We start from the raw sequence: 16,723 nt of genomic DNA on the forward strand, positions 1-16,723 counted from the left end.
CCGGCCGATGTCAGTGGCCGGGTGCACGATGGTGGGCATGGTCGGCTCTGCCCTTGATTCGTTCTCGCCCGCGACCCGCAGCTGGTTCACGGGTGCCTTCCGCGCGCCCACGGCCGCGCAGGAGGGCGCCTGGACCGCGATCGCGGAGGGATCGGACGTGCTGGTCGTCGCGCCGACCGGCTCCGGCAAGACCCTGGCGGCCTTTCTGGCCTCCCTCGACCAGCTCGCCTCCGTACCGCCTCCCGCCGAGGCGAGGAAACGCTGCCGGGTGCTGTACATCTCCCCGCTGAAGGCACTCGCCGTCGACGTGGAGCGCAACCTCCGCTCACCGCTGACCGGCATCCGCCAGGAATCCGTGCGGCTGGGGCTGCCGGAGCCGGACGTCCGGGTGGGCATCCGGTCCGGCGACACGCCTCCGGCCGAGCGCCGGAGCATGGTGACGAAACCGCCGGACATCCTCATCACCACCCCCGAGTCCCTCTTCCTGATGCTGACGTCCTCGGCGCGGGACGCCCTCGCCGGGGTGGAGACGGTGATCCTGGACGAGGTGCACGCCGTCGCCGGCACGAAGCGCGGCGCCCACCTCGCGCTGAGCCTGGAGCGGCTCGACGAGCTGCTGCCGCGCCCCGCCCGCAGGATCGGGCTGTCGGCCACGGTCCGTCCCGTCGACGAGGTGGCGCGGTTCCTGTCGCCGCAGCGCCGGGTCGAGATCGTGCAGCCCGCCTCGGCCAAGGAGTTCGACCTCTCCGTCGTCGTCCCCGTGGAGGACCTGGGGGAGCTGGGCGGCTCACCGGCCCCCGACAGCGGAGACGGCCAGAGCGACAAGCCGTCGATCTGGCCGCAGGTGGAGGAGCGGATCGCCGATCTCGTCCAGGCGCACCGCTCGACCATCGTCTTCGCCAACTCCCGCCGCCTCGCCGAGCGGCTCTGCAACCGGCTCAACGAGATCGCGTACGAACGCGCGACCGGCGAGACCATGCCGGAGGCCCACTCCCCCGCCGAGCTCATGGCCCAGTCGGGCGGGGCGAAGGGCGCTCCGGCGCTGCTGGCCCGCGCCCACCACGGCTCGGTCTCCAAGGAGCAGCGGGCCCAGGTGGAGGAGGACCTGAAGGCGGGCCGGCTGCCCGCCGTCGTCGCCACCTCCAGCCTGGAGCTCGGTATCGACATGGGCGCCGTGGACCTGGTGATCCAGGTCGAGTCCCCGCCCTCGGTGGCCTCCGGCCTCCAGCGGGTGGGCCGGGCGGGCCATCAGGTGGGGGCCGTGTCGACGGGCGTGGTCTTCCCGAAGTACCGGGGCGACCTCGTGCAGGCGGCCGTGGTCACCGAGCGGATGCGCGAGGGGGCCATCGAGGCGCTGCGTGTCCCGTCGAACCCGCTGGACGTGCTGGCGCAGCAGCTGGTGGCCATCGTGGCGCTGGACGTCCGGCAGGCGGACGACCTGCTGGCCCTGGTCCGCCGCGCCGCGCCCTTCGCCTCGCTGCCCGAGTCGGCGTTCACGGCCGTGCTCGACATGCTGGCGGGCCGTTACCCCTCCGACGCCTTCGCGGAGCTGCGCCCGCGCGTGGTCTGGGACCGGGTCGCGGGCACGGTGACCGGGCGGCCCGGGGCGCAGCGGCTCGCCGTCACCTCCGGCGGCACGATCCCGGACCGGGGCCTGTTCGGCGTCTTCCTCGCCGGCTCGGACCCCAAGAAGGGCGGCGGCCGGGTCGGCGAGCTGGACGAGGAGATGGTGTACGAGTCCCGGGTCGGGGACGTCTTCACGCTCGGCACCACGTCCTGGCGGATCGAGGACATCACCAGGGACCGGGTGCTGGTCTCGCCCGCCCCGGGGGTGCCGGGACGGCTGCCGTTCTGGAAGGGCGACCAGCTGGGGCGCCCGTTGGAGCTGGGCCGCGCGCTGGGCGCGTTCCTCCGGGAGCTGGGTGGGCTGTCCGAGGAGGACGCCCGGCTCCGGCTGCTCACCGCGGGGCTGGACGCCTGGGCGGCCGGCAACATCCTCTCCTACCTCGACGAGCAGCGGCGGGCCTGCGGCCACGTCCCGGACGATCGGACGATCCTCGTCGAACGCTTCCGGGACGAGCTCGGCGACTGGCGGGTCGTGGTGCACTCCCCGTTCGGCGCGCAGGTGCACGCCCCGTGGGCGCTCGCCCTCTCCGCCCGCCTGGCCGAGCGGTACGGCATGGACGCGCAGGTCATGCACGCCGACGACGGCATCGTGCTGCGACTGCCGGACGCGGACCTGATGAGCCTCGACCTGCTCGACTTCGACGCGCCCGGCGATTCCGGCGGCTCCGGCGGCTCCGGCGACGGAAGCGGCACGGCCACCGACCGAGGGCTCATGCTCCCGGACGCCGCCTACGACAGCGGCCAGGCGCCGGTGGGCGCCGCCGACGTGGTCTTCGACAAGGGCGAGATCCAGGGCATCGTCACCGATCAGGTGGGCGGCTCCGCTCTGTTCGCCTCGCGTTTCCGGGAGTGCGCGGCGCGGGCGCTGCTGCTGCCCCGGCGCAGCCCCGGCAAGCGCACCCCGCTCTGGCAGCAGCGTCAGCGCGCCGCCCAGCTGCTCCAGGTGGCCTCCGAGTTCGGGTCGTTCCCGATCGTTCTGGAAGCGGTCCGCGAATGCCTCCAGGACGTGTTCGACGTACCCGGGCTCACCGAGCTCATGGGAGACCTCGAAGCGCGCCGCATCCGGCTGGTGGAGGTCACCACCACCGAGCCCTCGCCGTTCGCCCGCTCCCTGCTCTTCGGTTACGTCGCGCAGTTCCTGTACGAGGGCGACTCCCCGCTCGCCGAGCGGCGTGCCGCCGCGCTCTCGCTCGACTCTCACCTGCTGGCGGAGCTGCTCGGCCAGGCGGAACTGCGCGAGCTGCTCGACGCCGACGTGCTGACCGAGCTGGAGCGGGAGCTCCAGTGGCTGACCGAGGAGCGGCGGATCAAGGACGCCGAGGGCGTCGCGGACCTGCTGCGGGTCCTCGGCCCGCTCACCCCGGCGGAGCTGGCGGAGCGCGGCGCGGAGCCGTCCTGGGCCCCCGAGCTGGAGACGGCCCGCCGGGCCCTGCGCGTCCGGATCGCGGGCGCCGACCACTGGGCCGCCGTGGAGGACGCGGGGCGGCTGCGCGACGCGCTGGGCACCGCCCTGCCGGTCGGCGTGCCCGAAGCGTTCACCGAGCCGGTGAAGGATCCGCTGGGCGACCTCCTCGCCCGGTACGCCCGCACGCACGGCCCGTTCACCTCGGCGCGGGCGGCCGAGCGCTTCGGGCTCGGTCCGGCGGTGACGGAGGGCGCCCTGCAACGGCTGTCCGCCTCGGGGCGGGTCGTGCTGGGCGAGTTCCATCCGGCGGGCATCGGGCAGGAGTGGTGCGACGCCACCGTGCTGCGCCGGCTGCGGCGCCGCTCCCTCGCGGCGCTCCGCCACGAGCTGGAGCCTGTGCCGCCCGCCGCGCTGGCGACCTTCCTGCCCCAGTGGCAGCACCTCGACGGCCACGGGCTGCGGGGCATCGACGGGCTGGCCCGTGCCGTCGAGCAGTTGCAGAGCGCACCGGTGCCCGCCTCCGCGCTGGAGCGGCTGATCCTGCCGGGCCGGGTCGCCGGATACACCCCGGCGATGCTGGACGAGCTGACCACGACCGGCGAGGTCGTCTGGGCCGGGGCGGGCGCCCTCCCCGGCAAGGACGGCTGGCTCGCCCTCTATCCGGCGGACAACGCCCCGCTGCTGCTGCCGCCTCCCCATCCGCTGGAGCTGACCGCGCTGCACGAGTCGGTGCTGACCGCGCTCCGGGGCGGGTACGGCCTCTTCTTCCGCCAGATCGCCGATCAGGTCCGGGCCACCACGCATCCGGCCGCCTCGGAGACGCAGCTGGCCGACGCGCTCTGGGACCTCGCCTGGTCGGGGCGGCTCACCAACGACACGCTGGCGCCGCTGCGCTCGCTCCTCGGTTCGGGGCGTACGGCCGGGGCGACGGCGCACCGGGCCCGGCGTTCGGTGCCGCGCGGCCGGTACGGCTCGCTCACCGCCTCCGCCCGCCCGGCCTCCCGGACGGGCCCGCCCACGGTCTCCGGCCGGTGGGCGCTGCTGCCCGAGAGTGAACCCGAGCCCACCCACCGCGCCCACGCGCTGGCCCGCACCCTGCTGGACCGGCACGGCGTGGTCACCCGGGGCGCGGTGCAGGCGGAGGGGGTGGAGGGCGGTTTCTCGGCGACCTACCGCATCCTCGCCGCATTCGAGGACAACGGGCAGGCGAGGCGGGGGTACGTCGTCGAAGGGCTCGGGGCCGCGCAGTTCGCGATGGACGGTGCGGTGGACCGGCTGCGGGCGGCGTCGACCGCCCGGGACCGCCGGGACCCGGGCGGTGTTCCGCGCGCCGTGGTGCTGGCGGCGGCCGACCCGGCCAACGCCTACGGCGCGGCGCTGCCCTGGCCCGAGTCCCCGGACGGCGCCGGTCACAAGCCGGGCCGCAAGGCGGGCGCCCTGGTGGTCCTGGTCGACGGGGAGCTGACGCTGTACATGGAGCGTGGCGGCAAGTCGTTGCTGGCCTGGCCCTCCGACCCCGACGCCCCCGCGCTCCGTGCCGCGGCCGAGGCGCTCGCGGCGGCGGCGAAGGCCGGCGCGCTCGGCACGGTCACCGTGGAGCGCACGAACGGCGCGTCCTCGCTGACCTCACCGGTGGGCCGCGTACTGGAGGCCGCGGGCTTCCTGGCCACCCCGAAGGGGATGCGGCTGCGCGCCTGACGCGGTGGTCCACGCCAGCGAGCCCCGTTCCCCGCGCACCGTCGCGCGTCCCCGCGAGCCCCGTTCCCCGCGAGCCGCGCACCGTCGCGCGTCCCCGCGAGCCCCGTTCCCCGCGCACCGTCGCGCGTCACCACGAGCCGCGCACCCTCGCGCGTCCCCGCGAGCCCCGCACCGCCGCGCGTCCCCTCCCCTCCCCTCCCCTCCCCTCCCCTCCGGCCGATGCGCGCCGCCACGTCCCGCGCCCGGGCGCCGGCGGGGGATTGCCGCATGATGGAGGCATGCCCGAAGGAGACACCGTCGCGCGGACGGCGAAGCATCTGCACGCCGCTCTCGCCGGAAGGGTGCTCACCCACGCCGATCTGCGGGTGCCCCGATTCGCCACCGCCGACCTGACCGGCCGTACCGTCCTCGATGTGACCCCGAGGGGCAAGCACCTCCTCACCCGGCTGGAGGGCGGTCTCACGCTCCACAGCCATCTGCGGATGGACGGCGCCTGGCGGATCTTCGCCCCCGGGGAGCGGTGGCGCGGCGGTCCGGCGTACGAGATCCGGGCCGTCCTCGGCAACACCGACCACACCGCGGTGGGCTACCGCCTGCCGGTACTCGAGCTCCTGCGCACACCGGACGAGGAGAAGGTGGTCGGGCATCTGGGCCCCGACCTGCTCGGGCCCGACTGGGACGCGGACAGGGCTCTGACGAATCTGCTGGCCGACCCGGGCCGCCCGCTCGGCGAGGCACTGCTCGACCAGCGCAATCTGGCCGGGATCGGCAACGTCTACAAGTGCGAGCTCTGCTTCCTGGCCCGCGTCACCCCCTGGCTCCCGGTGGGCGAACTGCCGGAGTCTCTCCTCCCTCGGCTGGTGGGCGCCGCCGCGCGGCTGCTGGACGCGAACCGCGACCGCTCCACCCGCACGACCACGGGCCGGGTCGCGGCCCTCAGCCGCACCCGTGAACCGGTGTACGTCTACGGGCGCTCGGGTCGCCCCTGTCTGCGCTGCCGCACCCCCGTCCGCAAGGCGGACCAGGCCGACCGCCCCACGTACTGGTGTCCCCACTGCCAGTCGGGCCCCGCCCCGCGCTGACCGCCCGGCCCCGGTCCGCCCCCGGTCAGCGAGCGGCTCTCAGCGGTCGGGCCGTCTCCCCGGAAGCCGTCGAAACCGTCGCAGCCCTCGGAACCGCCAAAGCCGCGTGCCCGGCCGTCCCCCGCTCCGTACGCCCCGCCTCCCCCGTCGGCGCACGTACCGGAGGAACGGCCGGCCGGATATGGACTCGTCGTACGGGGAAGTCCTGCCGCTCGTGCCGGCCGCCGTCACGTGGACCGGCAGCAGGCTCAGCCCCCAGCCGCCGGCCGCCACCGCGCCCTCCAGGGTCCCGGCCTGTCCCGGGACGAGGACGAGCCGCAGCACGGCCCACCACCACAGTCCGCCGCACATCAGGAGCCCGGCGGACATCAGGGCCGGCCGCACCCGTCTCGGTATCACTGCGGCCTCCTCCGGCCGATGCCCGGCCCGCCGGATCGCGGCGCGGGCGGGCCCGCCTGTCTTGTCCGGCAGTCTCCCCCGGGACGGGCCGCACTGCATCCAGAGACGGGCCCGGCCCCCACCACACCCGTACGGGCGGTGCCGGGTCCGAGCCTGCGGGCTGCGGGGGACGCCTCCACGGCGGACGTACCCACACCCGCACGGGCGGGGCCCCCGGGCCGGCCTTCACCGGACAGCCCGCATCCCGTCGGTACGCCACATGCGTTGTCCCCCCGGTGTGCGCCGGGCCACCATGGCGGGATGCCACCCCTGCCTCTGCTCGCACGCACGTCCGCCTTCCGTGCCGCCTTCGCCCGTCGCCAGGCTGTCGAGACCGTCGAACTGCCGGGCGCCTTCGCCGTCCGCGACCCGGAGTTCCCGCTTTCCCAGGAGCACAACCAACTGATCGTCGACGCACCGGACGCCGATCCCGCGGCCTTGGCCGGTTCGGCCGCCCAGAGCCTCGGGCAGCGCGAGCACTACCGGATCACGGTGGTGGACGGGCCCCTGGGCGAGCGCGCCACCCCTGCGCTCACGGCTGCCGGGTTCAGCCGTGACTCCGCCGTGGTGCTGGCACGGCAGACCGCCGGCTGCACGCTGCCCGGCGCCGCGGCCCGCCCGGCCGCACTGGCCGGCATACGGGAAGCGGTGTTCCGGCAGCAGTCGAGCTGGTTCCAGGACGAAGAGCTGGTCCGGCAGCTCACCGATCGCCGTGCGGCCCGGCTGCGTGGTGCCGAGGAGGTGCTCTTCCTGGCCGCCAGAACGCCGGAGGGACACGTCGCCGCCTGGTGCGACCTGTATCTCGACCGGGCCGCCGGGCTGGCCCAGCTGGAGGACCTGGTGACCGCCGAGCCTTACCGCGGCCAGGGCCACGGCGACACCCTTCTCGCCACTGGTCTGGCGCTGGCCGCCGCCGCCGGAATCCCCCAGCTCTTCCTGCTCGCGGAGGCCTCCGACTGGCCGCGGAACTGGTACGCCCGGCGCGGCTTCACCGAGATCGGCCGCAGCCATTCCTTCCTCGGCGGGTCGTGCGCCACGGGTGGATGACACCCCCGTAACGCATGCGTGTACGCCCGTCGGCCCCGCTTTGGAGTGTGATCCAGAGGCGGGGCCGACGGGCGTACGGAAGTCTGGGGGCGGGCGGCGCTCCACGCGCGCCGGAGTCCGGGAGCCGCGCGGCTCACGCACCTCCCGGGCCGGCAGGCTCAGGCACTCTCCGCCTGGAACATCCAGGCGTGCTTTTCGAGGTCGGCGGCCACGGCGATCAGGATGTCCTGGCTCACCGGGTCCGGGTCGGCGGTCACGTCGATGCGCTCACGCATCCGGCCGATCACGATCTCCAGCGCGTCCACCAGGACCTTCACGGCGTCGACGTCCTTGATCCAGCCGTCCGGCACGACATCGATGGCGGTCGTCCGGGCGATGGTCGCGGACCGTCCGTCCGGGTTGACGCCGACGGCCGAGGCTCGCTCGGCCACCGTGTCGGAGTGCTGGCGCGCGGTGTCCACGACCTCGTCGAGCTGGAGGTGCACGGAGCGGAAGCGCGGGCCGACAACATTCCAGTGGACCTGCTTCGCGGCCAGTGAGAGGTCGACCAGGTCGACCAGGGCACCCTGGAGCGCCTCGCCCACCGTCTGGAGGTCGGCATCGGAAAGCGGGCTCTTCACGACAGACATGCACTCTCTCCGTTCTGTCGGCGTCCGGGGCGGCCCCCCTGGGCCTCTCCCGTCGCACCGGCGGTTGCGTCGGCTGGTTCGGCAGCCGCTGTCAGCACGCCATCCACGATGGCACATAAGCCGACAAAGCGACCATCCGCAGCCTCGCTCTCCGTGTGCCCCGTGAACCGCCGCGCACACCCCCGCGATGCGCGGGAGGAGCGCACGCACGACGGAACCCCGGCCCGCCCCCCAGAGGGGGCCGACCGGGGTTCACTGTCACACCGGACCGTGCGGGTCAGGCAGCGACGACCTCCACCGCTTCCGCGGGCGCCTTGATCGTCACCCGACCCGCTGGCACACCCGCCACCGATGCCACGGAGACGGAGTTGAGCATGGGGCGAACCGGCACGTGGACCGGATCACTGGCTGCCGCCGACGCGGCGAGTTCGGCGAGTGACAGCTCATCGCTCACTTCACGCATGAGCTCGGACATCCGTACGTCAAGCGCGTCGCAAATCGCGGAGAGCAGCTCGGAGGATGCCTCCTTCTGCCCCCGCTCCACCTCGGAGAGATAGCCGAGCGAGACCCGGGCGGACGAGGAGACTTCGCGCAGAGTACGGCCTTGGCGCTGGCGCTGCCGACGCAGCACGTCACCCAGCAGGCGACGGAGCAGAATCATCGGTGGCTCCCTCCTCGGACCGCGTAGCCGCATCCTTCACGCCCCACCGTACCGCTTAGCGCTGCGGCCGTGCGGGGAGCGATGTCGTGTTCTCTCAGGGCTGCAAACATCAATTCCCCCCGTTCTGTTCCGTATCCTGTGCCCCCGCATTTTCTGCGAGTTCGCCGGAGAGCAGCTCAAGGACGTGAAGCACGCTCTCTCTACGGATGTCCGTACGCTCGCCGTTCAACCGCAGTGCCGCGACTTTACCGACCCCGAGCGGCCCCGCGACCGCGACGAAGACGGTGCCCACCGGCTGACCGTCCTGGGGTTCAGGGCCGGCGACCCCGGTGGTGGAGATCCCCCAGTCGGCGCCGAGCGCCGACCGCACACCGGCTGCCATACCGCGCGCGACCTCGGCGTCCACCGCTCCGCGCTCCGCAAGCAGTGTCCGGTCGACTCCCAGCAGCTCGTGCTTCAGCGGGGTCGCGTAGGCCGTCACCGACCCCCGGAAGGAGCGCGAGGCTCCCGGCACGGCGGTGAGTTCCGCCGCGACCAGGCCACCGGTCAGCGACTCGGCCACCGCGAGGGTCTCCCCCCGCTCCGCGAGATGCCGCAGTACCCGGGCCGCGACGGTCACCTCTCGGCCTCCGCGGGGTCGCCCACCACGGCTCCGGGGGGCGTCTCGCTCCCGGCCACCGCCGCCGGCGCGACGTCCGGCAGGGCCTCACCGCCGGAGTTCCCCGTGAGCACGGGCGCCCCGGGGGCCGAGGAGGTCCCGGTGACGGCCATGGGCGCGACCGCGGCCGCGTCCGCGTCGGGGTCCAGCGCCAGGGCGACCGCTTCCACCGCCGCGACCCGCTCGGCGGCGAGCCCCTTGCGGCGCGCCACGACCGCTTGGCGTACGTAGTCGAGCCCGGTCACCACCGTCAGCACGACGGCGAGCATCATCACCCAGAAGCGGAGGGTGGCCAGAGGGCCTGTGAGCGCCAGGACGTACATCCCGACGGCCGTTCCCTGGGCCAACGTCTTCAACTTTCCGCCCCGGCTCGCCGGGATCACCGCGTGCCGGATCACCCAGAACCGCATGAGGGTGATGCCGAGCTCACGGAAGAGGATCACCCCGGTGATCCACCACGGCAGGTCGCCCAGCCACGACAGGGCGATCAGCGCGGCCCCCATGATCGCCTTGTCGGCGATGGGGTCGGCGATCTTCCCGAAGTCGGTGACCAGGTTGTACGTCCGCGCGAGATGGCCGTCGAACAGGTCGGTGATCATCGCGATGGCGAAGGCCGCCCACGCGACGGACCGCCAGGCGGGGTCGTACCCGCCGTCCGCCAGCAGCAGCATCACGAAGCCGGGCACCAGGAGCAGCCGGATCATGGTGAGGATGTTGGCGATGTTCCACAGGCTGGCCTGGTTCACGGCCGCGGTGCCCAGCTTGCCGCCGCGGACCGGCGTCGCGCCGGAGCCGCCCGTCGCGGATGCCGGGGCTCCCGTCATCTGGCCGCCTCCGAGAGTGTGAGATGTTCGGCCACCAGGTCGACTCCCTCGGTGCCCACTGCCTTCGCCTCGACCATAAGGCCGGGGACGAGCCCTTCGCGTGTGGTGAAGACCACCTGGCCGTCCGTTTCGGGTGCCTGGTGCGCGGCGCGGCCGATCGCGACCGGACCGTCCTCCTCGGATTCCACGGACTCCACCAGCACCTGCAGGGTCTCGCCGACCCGCTCCTCGGCGCGCTGGGAGGTGAGCTCCTCGGCGAGCTGGGAGATGTGGGCGAGGCGCTCGGCGATGGTGTCGGCGTCCAGCTTGTTCTCGTAACCGACCGCTTCGGTGCCCTCTTCGTCGGAGTATCCGAAGACGCCGATGGCGTCGAGCCGGGCACCGGTGAGGAACCGCTCCAGCTCGGCGAGGTCGGCCTCGGTCTCGCCGGGGAAGCCGACGATGAAGTTGGACCGGGCGCCGGCCTGCGGGGCCTTGGAGCGGATGGTGTCCAGGAGTTCCAGGAAGCGGTCGGTGTCGCCGAAGCGGCGCATCGCGCGCAGCACGCCGGGGGCGGAGTGCTGGAAGGACAGGTCGAAGTACGGGGCGACCTTCGGCGTCGAGGTCAGGACGTCGATCAGCCCGGGGCGCATCTCTGCGGGCTGGAGGTAGCTGACCCGGATGCGCTCGATGCCGTCGACGTCGGCGAGCTCGGGCAGCAGGGTCTCCAGCAGGCGGATGTCGCCGAGGTCCTTGCCGTACGAGGTGTTGTTCTCGGAGACCAGCATGACCTCCTTGACGCCCTGCTCGGCGAGCCAGCGGGTCTCGCCCAGCACGTCGGAGGGGCGGCGGGAGATGAAGGAGCCGCGGAAGGACGGGATGGCGCAGAAGGTGCACCGGCGGTCGCAGCCGGAGGCCAGCTTCACCGAGGCGACCGGGCTGGTGCCGAGACGGCGGCGCAGCGGGGCGCGCGGTCCGGAGACCGGGGCGACGCCGTCCGGGAGGTCGGCGGGCGCCGAGGCGATCTCCTGCGCGTGCCCGGGCAGGGCCACGGCGGCGTCCTGCCGTTCGGCGGGGCTGATCGGGAGGAGCTTGCGCCGGTCGCGTGGGGTGTGGGAGGCGTGGATGCCGCCGTTGAGGATGGTCTGGAGGCGGTCGGAGATGTCGGCGTAGTCGTCGAATCCGAGGACGCCGTCCGCCTCCGGCAGGGCCTCGGCGAGGTCCTTGCCGTAGCGCTCGGCCATGCAGCCGACCGCGACGACGGCTTGGGTCCTGCCGTGATCCTTCAGATCATTGGCTTCGAGGAGGGCATCGACGGAGTCCTTCTTGGCGGCTTCGACGAAGCCGCAGGTGTTGACGACGGCGACGTCCGCGTCGGAGGCGTCCTCGACGAGCTCCCAGCCGTCCGCTGCCAAGCGGCCTGCAAGCTCCTCCGAGTCCACCTCGTTACGGGCGCAGCCAAGCGTGACGAGGGCGACGGTACGGCGTTCGGGCATGGAATCAAGACTACTTCGTCGTAGCGGGCCCCCCGCCGCGCAGGGTTCCCCGCTACCCGGAGTCACCTTCGCGCACGCGAGGACATGAAGGCGCCCGGCGGGAAGGCGGTGCGGATCACGACGAGCCCGGCAGTGGAGCGGTGGCCGGTGCGGTGCCTGTCCCGACGAGCGCCCGGCGGGAAGGCGGAGGCCGGTGCGGAACGCGACGAGCGCCCGGCAGCGGGGCCGGGCGCTCGTCGTGATCGGGTGGGATGCCGGGTCGGGCGGTCGTACGGGAAGCGGGGCGTTCTCAGCCCGCCTCGGGGTCGCCCTTCGCGTAGGAAAGCCGCTCGACCTGTCCGGGTTCGAACTGGTCCTCGACTTTCTTGCCGTTCACGAAGAGATCGATGGATCCGGCGTTTCCGAGCACGAGGTCGACACGCTCCTCGTCCTGGAACGTCTTCGACTGGCCCTGGAGAAGGAGTCCGTCGAAGAGGATCTGCCCGCTGTGGTCCTTGGCGGAGATCCAGCTCTTGCCCTCGGTGGCGCTGAGCTTGACCGTCACCTTGTCCAGCGGAGCCGCCGCGATGGCGCTCTCCGACGGCACGGGCTTGGGGTCGGCGGGCTTGGTGGGGGTCGGTTTGGCCGTGGCCTTCTGGGGCGTGGAGCCCTCGGCCACGTGTGCGGTGCTGGTTCCCTCGTCCTCACCGTTGAAGAGGGTGAAGCCGACGAAACCGACGACGGCGACGATGGCCGCGACCATGGCCGCGGTCCAGTTGGGCCGCCGGGGTTCCGACCGGATGCGTTCCGCTTCGAAGAGCGGAGCGGCGGGCGTGGGCACAGGACGGCCGCCGTGTTCGGCGTCGTACTGCTGGACCAGCGGTTCCGGATCGATGCCGACCGCGCGGGCGACGGTACGGATGTGACCGCGCGCGTAGACGTCGCCGCCGCAGCGCGAGAAGTCCTCGTTCTCGATCGCGTGCACGATGGGAATGCGCACCCGGGTGGAGCCGCTGACTTCGTCGACCGTCAGACCTGCGGCGATTCGAGCCTGCTGAAGCACACGACCGATCGAAGGCCGGTCGTCTTCGGGGGAGTTGCCGATGGACACGGGGGCGCCTTTCGAGCGTGAGCCACCTGCTGGATGTTCAGTCTAGGGGGGGTGCGAAAGGGTCGGGCAACCGGGCGCGACGACTTGTACGCCATCGGGCCCGCCGGACAACCCCTTGGGCTGTACGGAGGGAGCGGCCACGGCCGCACCCTCCACTTGAACTTGACGTACGACCGGGCGCAACGGTTGCCCCCGCCGTCCCGGGAGGAGGATTCGCGATGCTTCCGTGCCCGTCAGGGAGCTGTTTCCCCGCGGATGAGGGCCAACACCCCGTCGAGCTCGTCGGGCTTCACCATCACGTCGCGGGCTTTCGATCCCTCGCTGGGGCCGACGATGTTCCGTGACTCCATCAGGTCCATGAGCCTTCCGGCCTTGGCGAAGCCGACCCTCAACTTGCGCTGGAGCATCGAGGTCGAGCCGAACTGTGTGGAGACGACGAGTTCCGCGGCCTGGCAGAGCAGGTCCAGGTCGTCGCCGATGTCCTCGTCGATCTCCTTCTTCTGTTTCGTCCCGGCCACCACGTCGTCCCGGAAGACGGGGGTCATCTGGTCCTTGCAGTGCTGGACGACGGCGGCCACCTCCTCCTCGGTGACGAACGCGCCCTGCATACGGGTCGGCTTGTTCGCACCCATCGGCAGGAACAGTCCGTCACCCTTTCCGATGAGCTTCTCCGCGCCCGGCTGGTCCAGGATGACCCGGCTGTCCGCCAGCGAGGAGGTCGCGAACGCCAGCCGGGAGGGCACGTTGGCCTTGATCAGCCCGGTGACGACGTCGACGGAGGGCCGCTGTGTCGCGAGCACCAGGTGGATACCGGCGGCCCTGGCCAACTGGGTGATGCGGACGATCGAGTCCTCCACGTCACGCGGCGCGACCATCATCAGGTCCGCCAGCTCGTCGACGATGACCAGCAGGTACGGGTACGGGGAGAGCTCCCGTTCGCTGCCCTCGGGCGCCTTCACCTTGCCGTCCCGCACCGCGACGTTGAAGTCGTCGATGTGCCGGAAGCCGTACGCCGCGAGGTCGTCGTAGCGCAGGTCCATCTCCCGCACCACCCACTGGAGCGCCTCGGCGGCCTTCTTCGGGTTGGTGATGATCGGTGTGATCAGGTGCGGGATGCCCTCGTACGCGGTCAGCTCGACCCGCTTGGGGTCGACGAGGACCATCCGCACGTCGTCCGGGGTGGCGCGGACCATGACCGACGTGATCAGACAGTTGATGCAGGACGACTTTCCGGACCCGGTCGCCCCCGCGACCAGCACGTGCGGCATCTGCGCGAGGTTGGCCATCTCGTAGCCGCCCTCGACGTTCTTGCCGAGCGCGACCAGCATCGGGTGATCGTCCTCGGCCGCGTCCGCGAGCCGCAGCACGTCCCCGAGGTTGACCATCTCCCGGTCGGAGTTGGGAATCTCGATACCGACCGCCGACTTGCCGGGGATCGGCGAGATGATCCGGACGTCGGGGCTGGCGACGGCGTAGGCGATGTTCTTGGTGAGTGCGGTGATCCGCTCGACCTTCACCGCGGGGCCGAGCTCCACCTCGTACCGGGTGACCGTCGGACCCCGGGTGAAGCCGGTGACGGCCGCGTCGACCTTGAACTCCGTGAAGACGTTGGTCAGCGAGGCGACGACCGCGTCGTTGGCCGCGCTCCGCGTCTTGCCGGGGCCGCCGCGCTCCAGCAGGTCCAGGGAGGGCAGCGAGTAGGTGCCCCCGGAGAGCTGGAGCTGCTCCGCCCGCGCGGGCAGCGGCCGAGTCTGCTCCGGAGCGGGCTTGGTCAGGTCCGGTACGCCGGCGGGCGGGGCACCGGCGGGCCGGCGGCCGGTCCGCTCCTTGCCCGCGTCCTCGGCGGAACGGGCTCCGCGCGCGCCGGGGACCGGGCTGCCGGTCCGCTCGCGCCCACCGGCGCGGTCCTGGTCGGCGGTACGGTCCAGGTCGGCGGTGCGGTCCCGGTCGGCGGTGCGGTCCCGGTCGCCGAACACCCCCTGGGTGAGGTCGGCGACGACGGGCGAGGGCGAGATGCCGTTGAGTACCGCTCCGTCCAGCGCGGCGGCGGCAGCCGCGGCGACGTCGACGGCGTCCATCGGCCGGTTCGTACCGGGCTGCGCCGTCTGCCGCCGGGGCCGGCGACGCCGTGCCAGCGCCTCGGCCTCCGCGTCGTCGGCATCGAACACCCCTTCGGGGCCGCGCCCTGGGGCGCGGCGCGTCCGGCCGGGCAGCGCCTCGCGCCACTGGTCGTCGTACCGCTCGTCGTCCGCGTACGGCTCGTAGCCGTCCTCCGCCGCCGGAGCGGCGACGATGCCCAGCTTCGTCCCGAGCAGCCGGAGCCGCTGCGGGATCGCGTTGACGGGTGTGGCCGTGACGACCAGGAGTCCGAAGACCGTCAGCAGGAGCAGCAGTGGAACGGCGAGGACCTCGCCCATGGCGAAGACGAGCGGGGTGGAAGCGCCCCAGCCGATCAGACCGCCCGCGTCCTGTATGGCCTCGGTGCCCGCGCCGCGTCCCGGGCTGCCGCAGGCGATGTGGACCTGCCCGAGGATGCCGATGACCAGCGCCGAGAGCCCGATGACGATGCGTCCGTTGGCCTCGGGCCGCTGCGGATAGAGGATCAGCCGCACGGCGACGGCGCCCAGCAGTATCGGCACGAGGAGGTCGAGCCGGCCGAACGCCCCGGTCACCAGCATCTCGACCAGGTCGCCGACGGGTCCCCGCAGATTCGACCAGGTGCCCGCGGCGACGATCAGCGCGAGACCCAGCAGCAACAGCGCCAGCCCGTCCTTGCGGTGGGCAGGGTCGAGTCCCTTGGCGCCACGCCCTACCGAACGGAACAACGCGCCCACGCCGTGCGCCATGCCGAGCCAGACGGCGCGCACCAGCCGGTACACCCCGTTGGTGGGGGACGCGGCGGGCTTCGGGGCGGGCCTCTTGGCCGCCGCCTTCTTGACCGGCGCCTTGCGCGGGGGCGCGCCCTTCCCGGCCGGCGCCTTTTTGGCGGGCGCGGCTTTTCTCGCCGGCCCCGGTGTACGGCCGACGCTCTTCGCGGTGCCCGCCGAGCTCTGGGAACCCTTGCCGGACGTACGTGAGGCCATGGGCCGAGGTTACCGGTGTCGACGCGTCGGGACACGTGCCCGTCGGGTTCACCCGACCGTGTCGGCTTGCGGAGGTGGAAAGCTGACGCCGCTTCACCGTCGCGTCAGGGAGTGGAATCGTGCGCCGGGCAGCAGCGGCCGCACCGGCGCCGTCAGTCCCGCGCCGTCAGTCCAGCGCCGTCAGTCCAGCGCCGTCAGCCCAGCGCCGTCAGTCCAGCGTGGAAGGTTTCCGCACAGCCACGTCCGCGCGGACGGTTCCGCGGCTGCCGGCTCCGCGCGGGTGTCGATTCCGCGACGGCTGCCGCCTCGTCGTCAGTTCTGCGCCGGCAGGATGCCGGTGGCGCCGTTCGTACCGGGCTCCAGCGCGTCGAGCGCCCGCCGCAGCCCCGTCAGCTTGCGTTCGAGATGTGCCGCGGTGGCCACGGCGGCCGCGTCCGCGGACTCGTCGTCCAACTGCTTGGAGAGCGCTTCGGCCTGCTCCTCCACCGCGGCGAGACGCGCGGAGAGTTCGGCCAGCAGTCCGGCCGGCTCCCTGTCCTCGCCGGAACGCCCGCCGTCCAGCTGGGCCCGCAGCAGGGCCGCCTGCTCGCGCAGCTTGCAGTTCTTCATGTACAGCTCGACGAAGACCGACACCTTGGCGCGCAGCACCCAGGGGTCGAACGGCTTGGAGATGTAGTCGACGGCGCCTGCCGCGTAACCGCGGAAGGTGTGGTGCGGGCCGTGGTTGATCGCCGTGAGGAAGATGATCGGGATGTCCCGTGTCCGCTCACGGCGCTTGATGTGCGCCGCTGTCTCGAAGCCGTCCATACCCGGCATCTGGACATCGAGCAGAATGACCGCGAAGTCGTCCGTGAGCAGCGCCTTGAGCGCTTCCTCCCCTGACGATGCCCGCACCAGCGTCTGATCCAGCGCAGAGAGGATGGCCTCCAGCGCCAGCAGATTCTCCGGCCGGTCATCGACCAGGAGGATCTTGGCCTTCTGCATCATGGCCCGCCCTCCTCATCCCG

The 16,723-nt window shown here is 72.8% G+C and carries 12 protein-coding genes; 3 read left to right on the forward strand and 9 right to left on the reverse strand.

Annotation, left to right across the window (positions count from 1 at the left end; all coding sequences use genetic code 11):
* Positions 1 to 37 precede the first annotated feature (37 nt).
* Together OHT52_RS05770 and OHT52_RS05775 are read left to right on the forward strand one after the other, a co-directional pair.
* Positions 38 to 4,729: a DEAD/DEAH box helicase gene (locus OHT52_RS05770; RefSeq protein WP_328719054.1), complete on the forward strand. Its 4,692-nt coding sequence runs from the start codon at positions 38 to 40 to the stop codon at positions 4,727 to 4,729.
* Between the two features lie 278 nt (positions 4,730 to 5,007).
* Entirely contained in the window at positions 5,008 to 5,811 is an 804-nt protein-coding gene (locus OHT52_RS05775; RefSeq protein ID WP_328719055.1) for an Fpg/Nei family DNA glycosylase, read from the forward strand.
* Positions 5,812 to 5,850: 39 nt separating this feature from the next.
* Here OHT52_RS05775 and OHT52_RS05780 read toward each other — a convergent pair whose 3' ends face one another.
* Positions 5,851 to 6,180 carry a hypothetical protein gene (locus tag OHT52_RS05780; RefSeq protein WP_328723630.1) on the reverse strand — a complete coding sequence of 110 codons (330 nt, stop codon included), beginning with the start codon at positions 6,178 to 6,180 and terminating at the stop codon, positions 5,851 to 5,853.
* A 330-nt stretch (positions 6,181 to 6,510) separates the two neighbouring features.
* On the opposite strand from OHT52_RS05780, the gene OHT52_RS05785 reads away from it, so the two are divergent.
* The gene (locus tag OHT52_RS05785) at positions 6,511 to 7,296 is read left to right on the forward strand and encodes a GNAT family N-acetyltransferase (protein WP_328719056.1); all 786 of its coding nucleotides are present in this window, start codon (positions 6,511 to 6,513) and stop codon (positions 7,294 to 7,296) included.
* 158 nt (positions 7,297 to 7,454) lie between these two features.
* Here the strand turns inward: OHT52_RS05785 and OHT52_RS05790 are convergent, their stop codons facing one another.
* The 8 genes from OHT52_RS05790 to OHT52_RS05825 all read right to left on the reverse strand — a co-directional run bounded on the left by OHT52_RS05790 (position 7,455) and on the right by OHT52_RS05825 (position 16,703).
* Positions 7,455 to 7,925, reverse strand: coding sequence for a Dps family protein (locus OHT52_RS05790; RefSeq protein WP_328719058.1), 471 nt, complete (start codon positions 7,923 to 7,925; stop codon positions 7,455 to 7,457).
* Between the two features lie 277 nt (positions 7,926 to 8,202).
* A complete protein-coding gene (locus tag OHT52_RS05795) occupies positions 8,203 to 8,586 on the reverse strand; it encodes a helix-turn-helix domain-containing protein (RefSeq protein ID WP_328719059.1) in 384 nt (127 codons plus the stop codon).
* A 109-nt stretch (positions 8,587 to 8,695) separates the two neighbouring features.
* Positions 8,696 to 9,205, reverse strand: coding sequence for a CinA family protein (locus OHT52_RS05800; RefSeq protein WP_328719060.1), 510 nt, complete (start codon positions 9,203 to 9,205; stop codon positions 8,696 to 8,698).
* On the reverse strand, positions 9,202 to 10,068 hold the full coding sequence (pgsA, locus tag OHT52_RS05805; protein WP_328719061.1) for a CDP-diacylglycerol--glycerol-3-phosphate 3-phosphatidyltransferase: 867 nt from the start codon (positions 10,066 to 10,068) through the stop codon (positions 9,202 to 9,204). Before pgsA ends, OHT52_RS05800 begins: the two co-directional genes overlap by 4 nt.
* Positions 10,065 to 11,543 (reverse strand): 30S ribosomal protein S12 methylthiotransferase RimO, encoded by a 1,479-nt coding sequence (gene rimO, locus OHT52_RS05810; RefSeq protein WP_328719062.1) that lies wholly within the window; start codon positions 11,541 to 11,543, stop codon positions 10,065 to 10,067. The genes pgsA and rimO overlap by 4 nt, the downstream gene beginning before the upstream one ends.
* A gap of 289 nt (positions 11,544 to 11,832) precedes the next feature.
* Complete coding sequence (locus OHT52_RS05815; RefSeq protein ID WP_328719063.1) at positions 11,833 to 12,633, reverse strand: helix-turn-helix domain-containing protein; 801 nt, start codon at positions 12,631 to 12,633, stop codon at positions 11,833 to 11,835.
* A 233-nt stretch (positions 12,634 to 12,866) separates the two neighbouring features.
* Complete coding sequence (locus tag OHT52_RS05820) at positions 12,867 to 15,716, reverse strand: DNA translocase FtsK (RefSeq protein ID WP_443046507.1); 2,850 nt, start codon at positions 15,714 to 15,716, stop codon at positions 12,867 to 12,869.
* Positions 15,717 to 16,028: 312 nt separating this feature from the next.
* Positions 16,029 to 16,703 carry a response regulator gene (locus OHT52_RS05825; RefSeq protein ID WP_328719064.1) on the reverse strand — a complete coding sequence of 225 codons (675 nt, stop codon included), beginning with the start codon at positions 16,701 to 16,703 and terminating at the stop codon, positions 16,029 to 16,031.
* Positions 16,704 to 16,723 lie beyond the last annotated feature (20 nt).

It is taken from the genome of Streptomyces sp. NBC_00247 (genome assembly GCF_036188265.1).
In the GTDB taxonomy this organism is placed as follows: Bacteria; Actinomycetota; Actinomycetes; order Streptomycetales; family Streptomycetaceae; genus Streptomyces.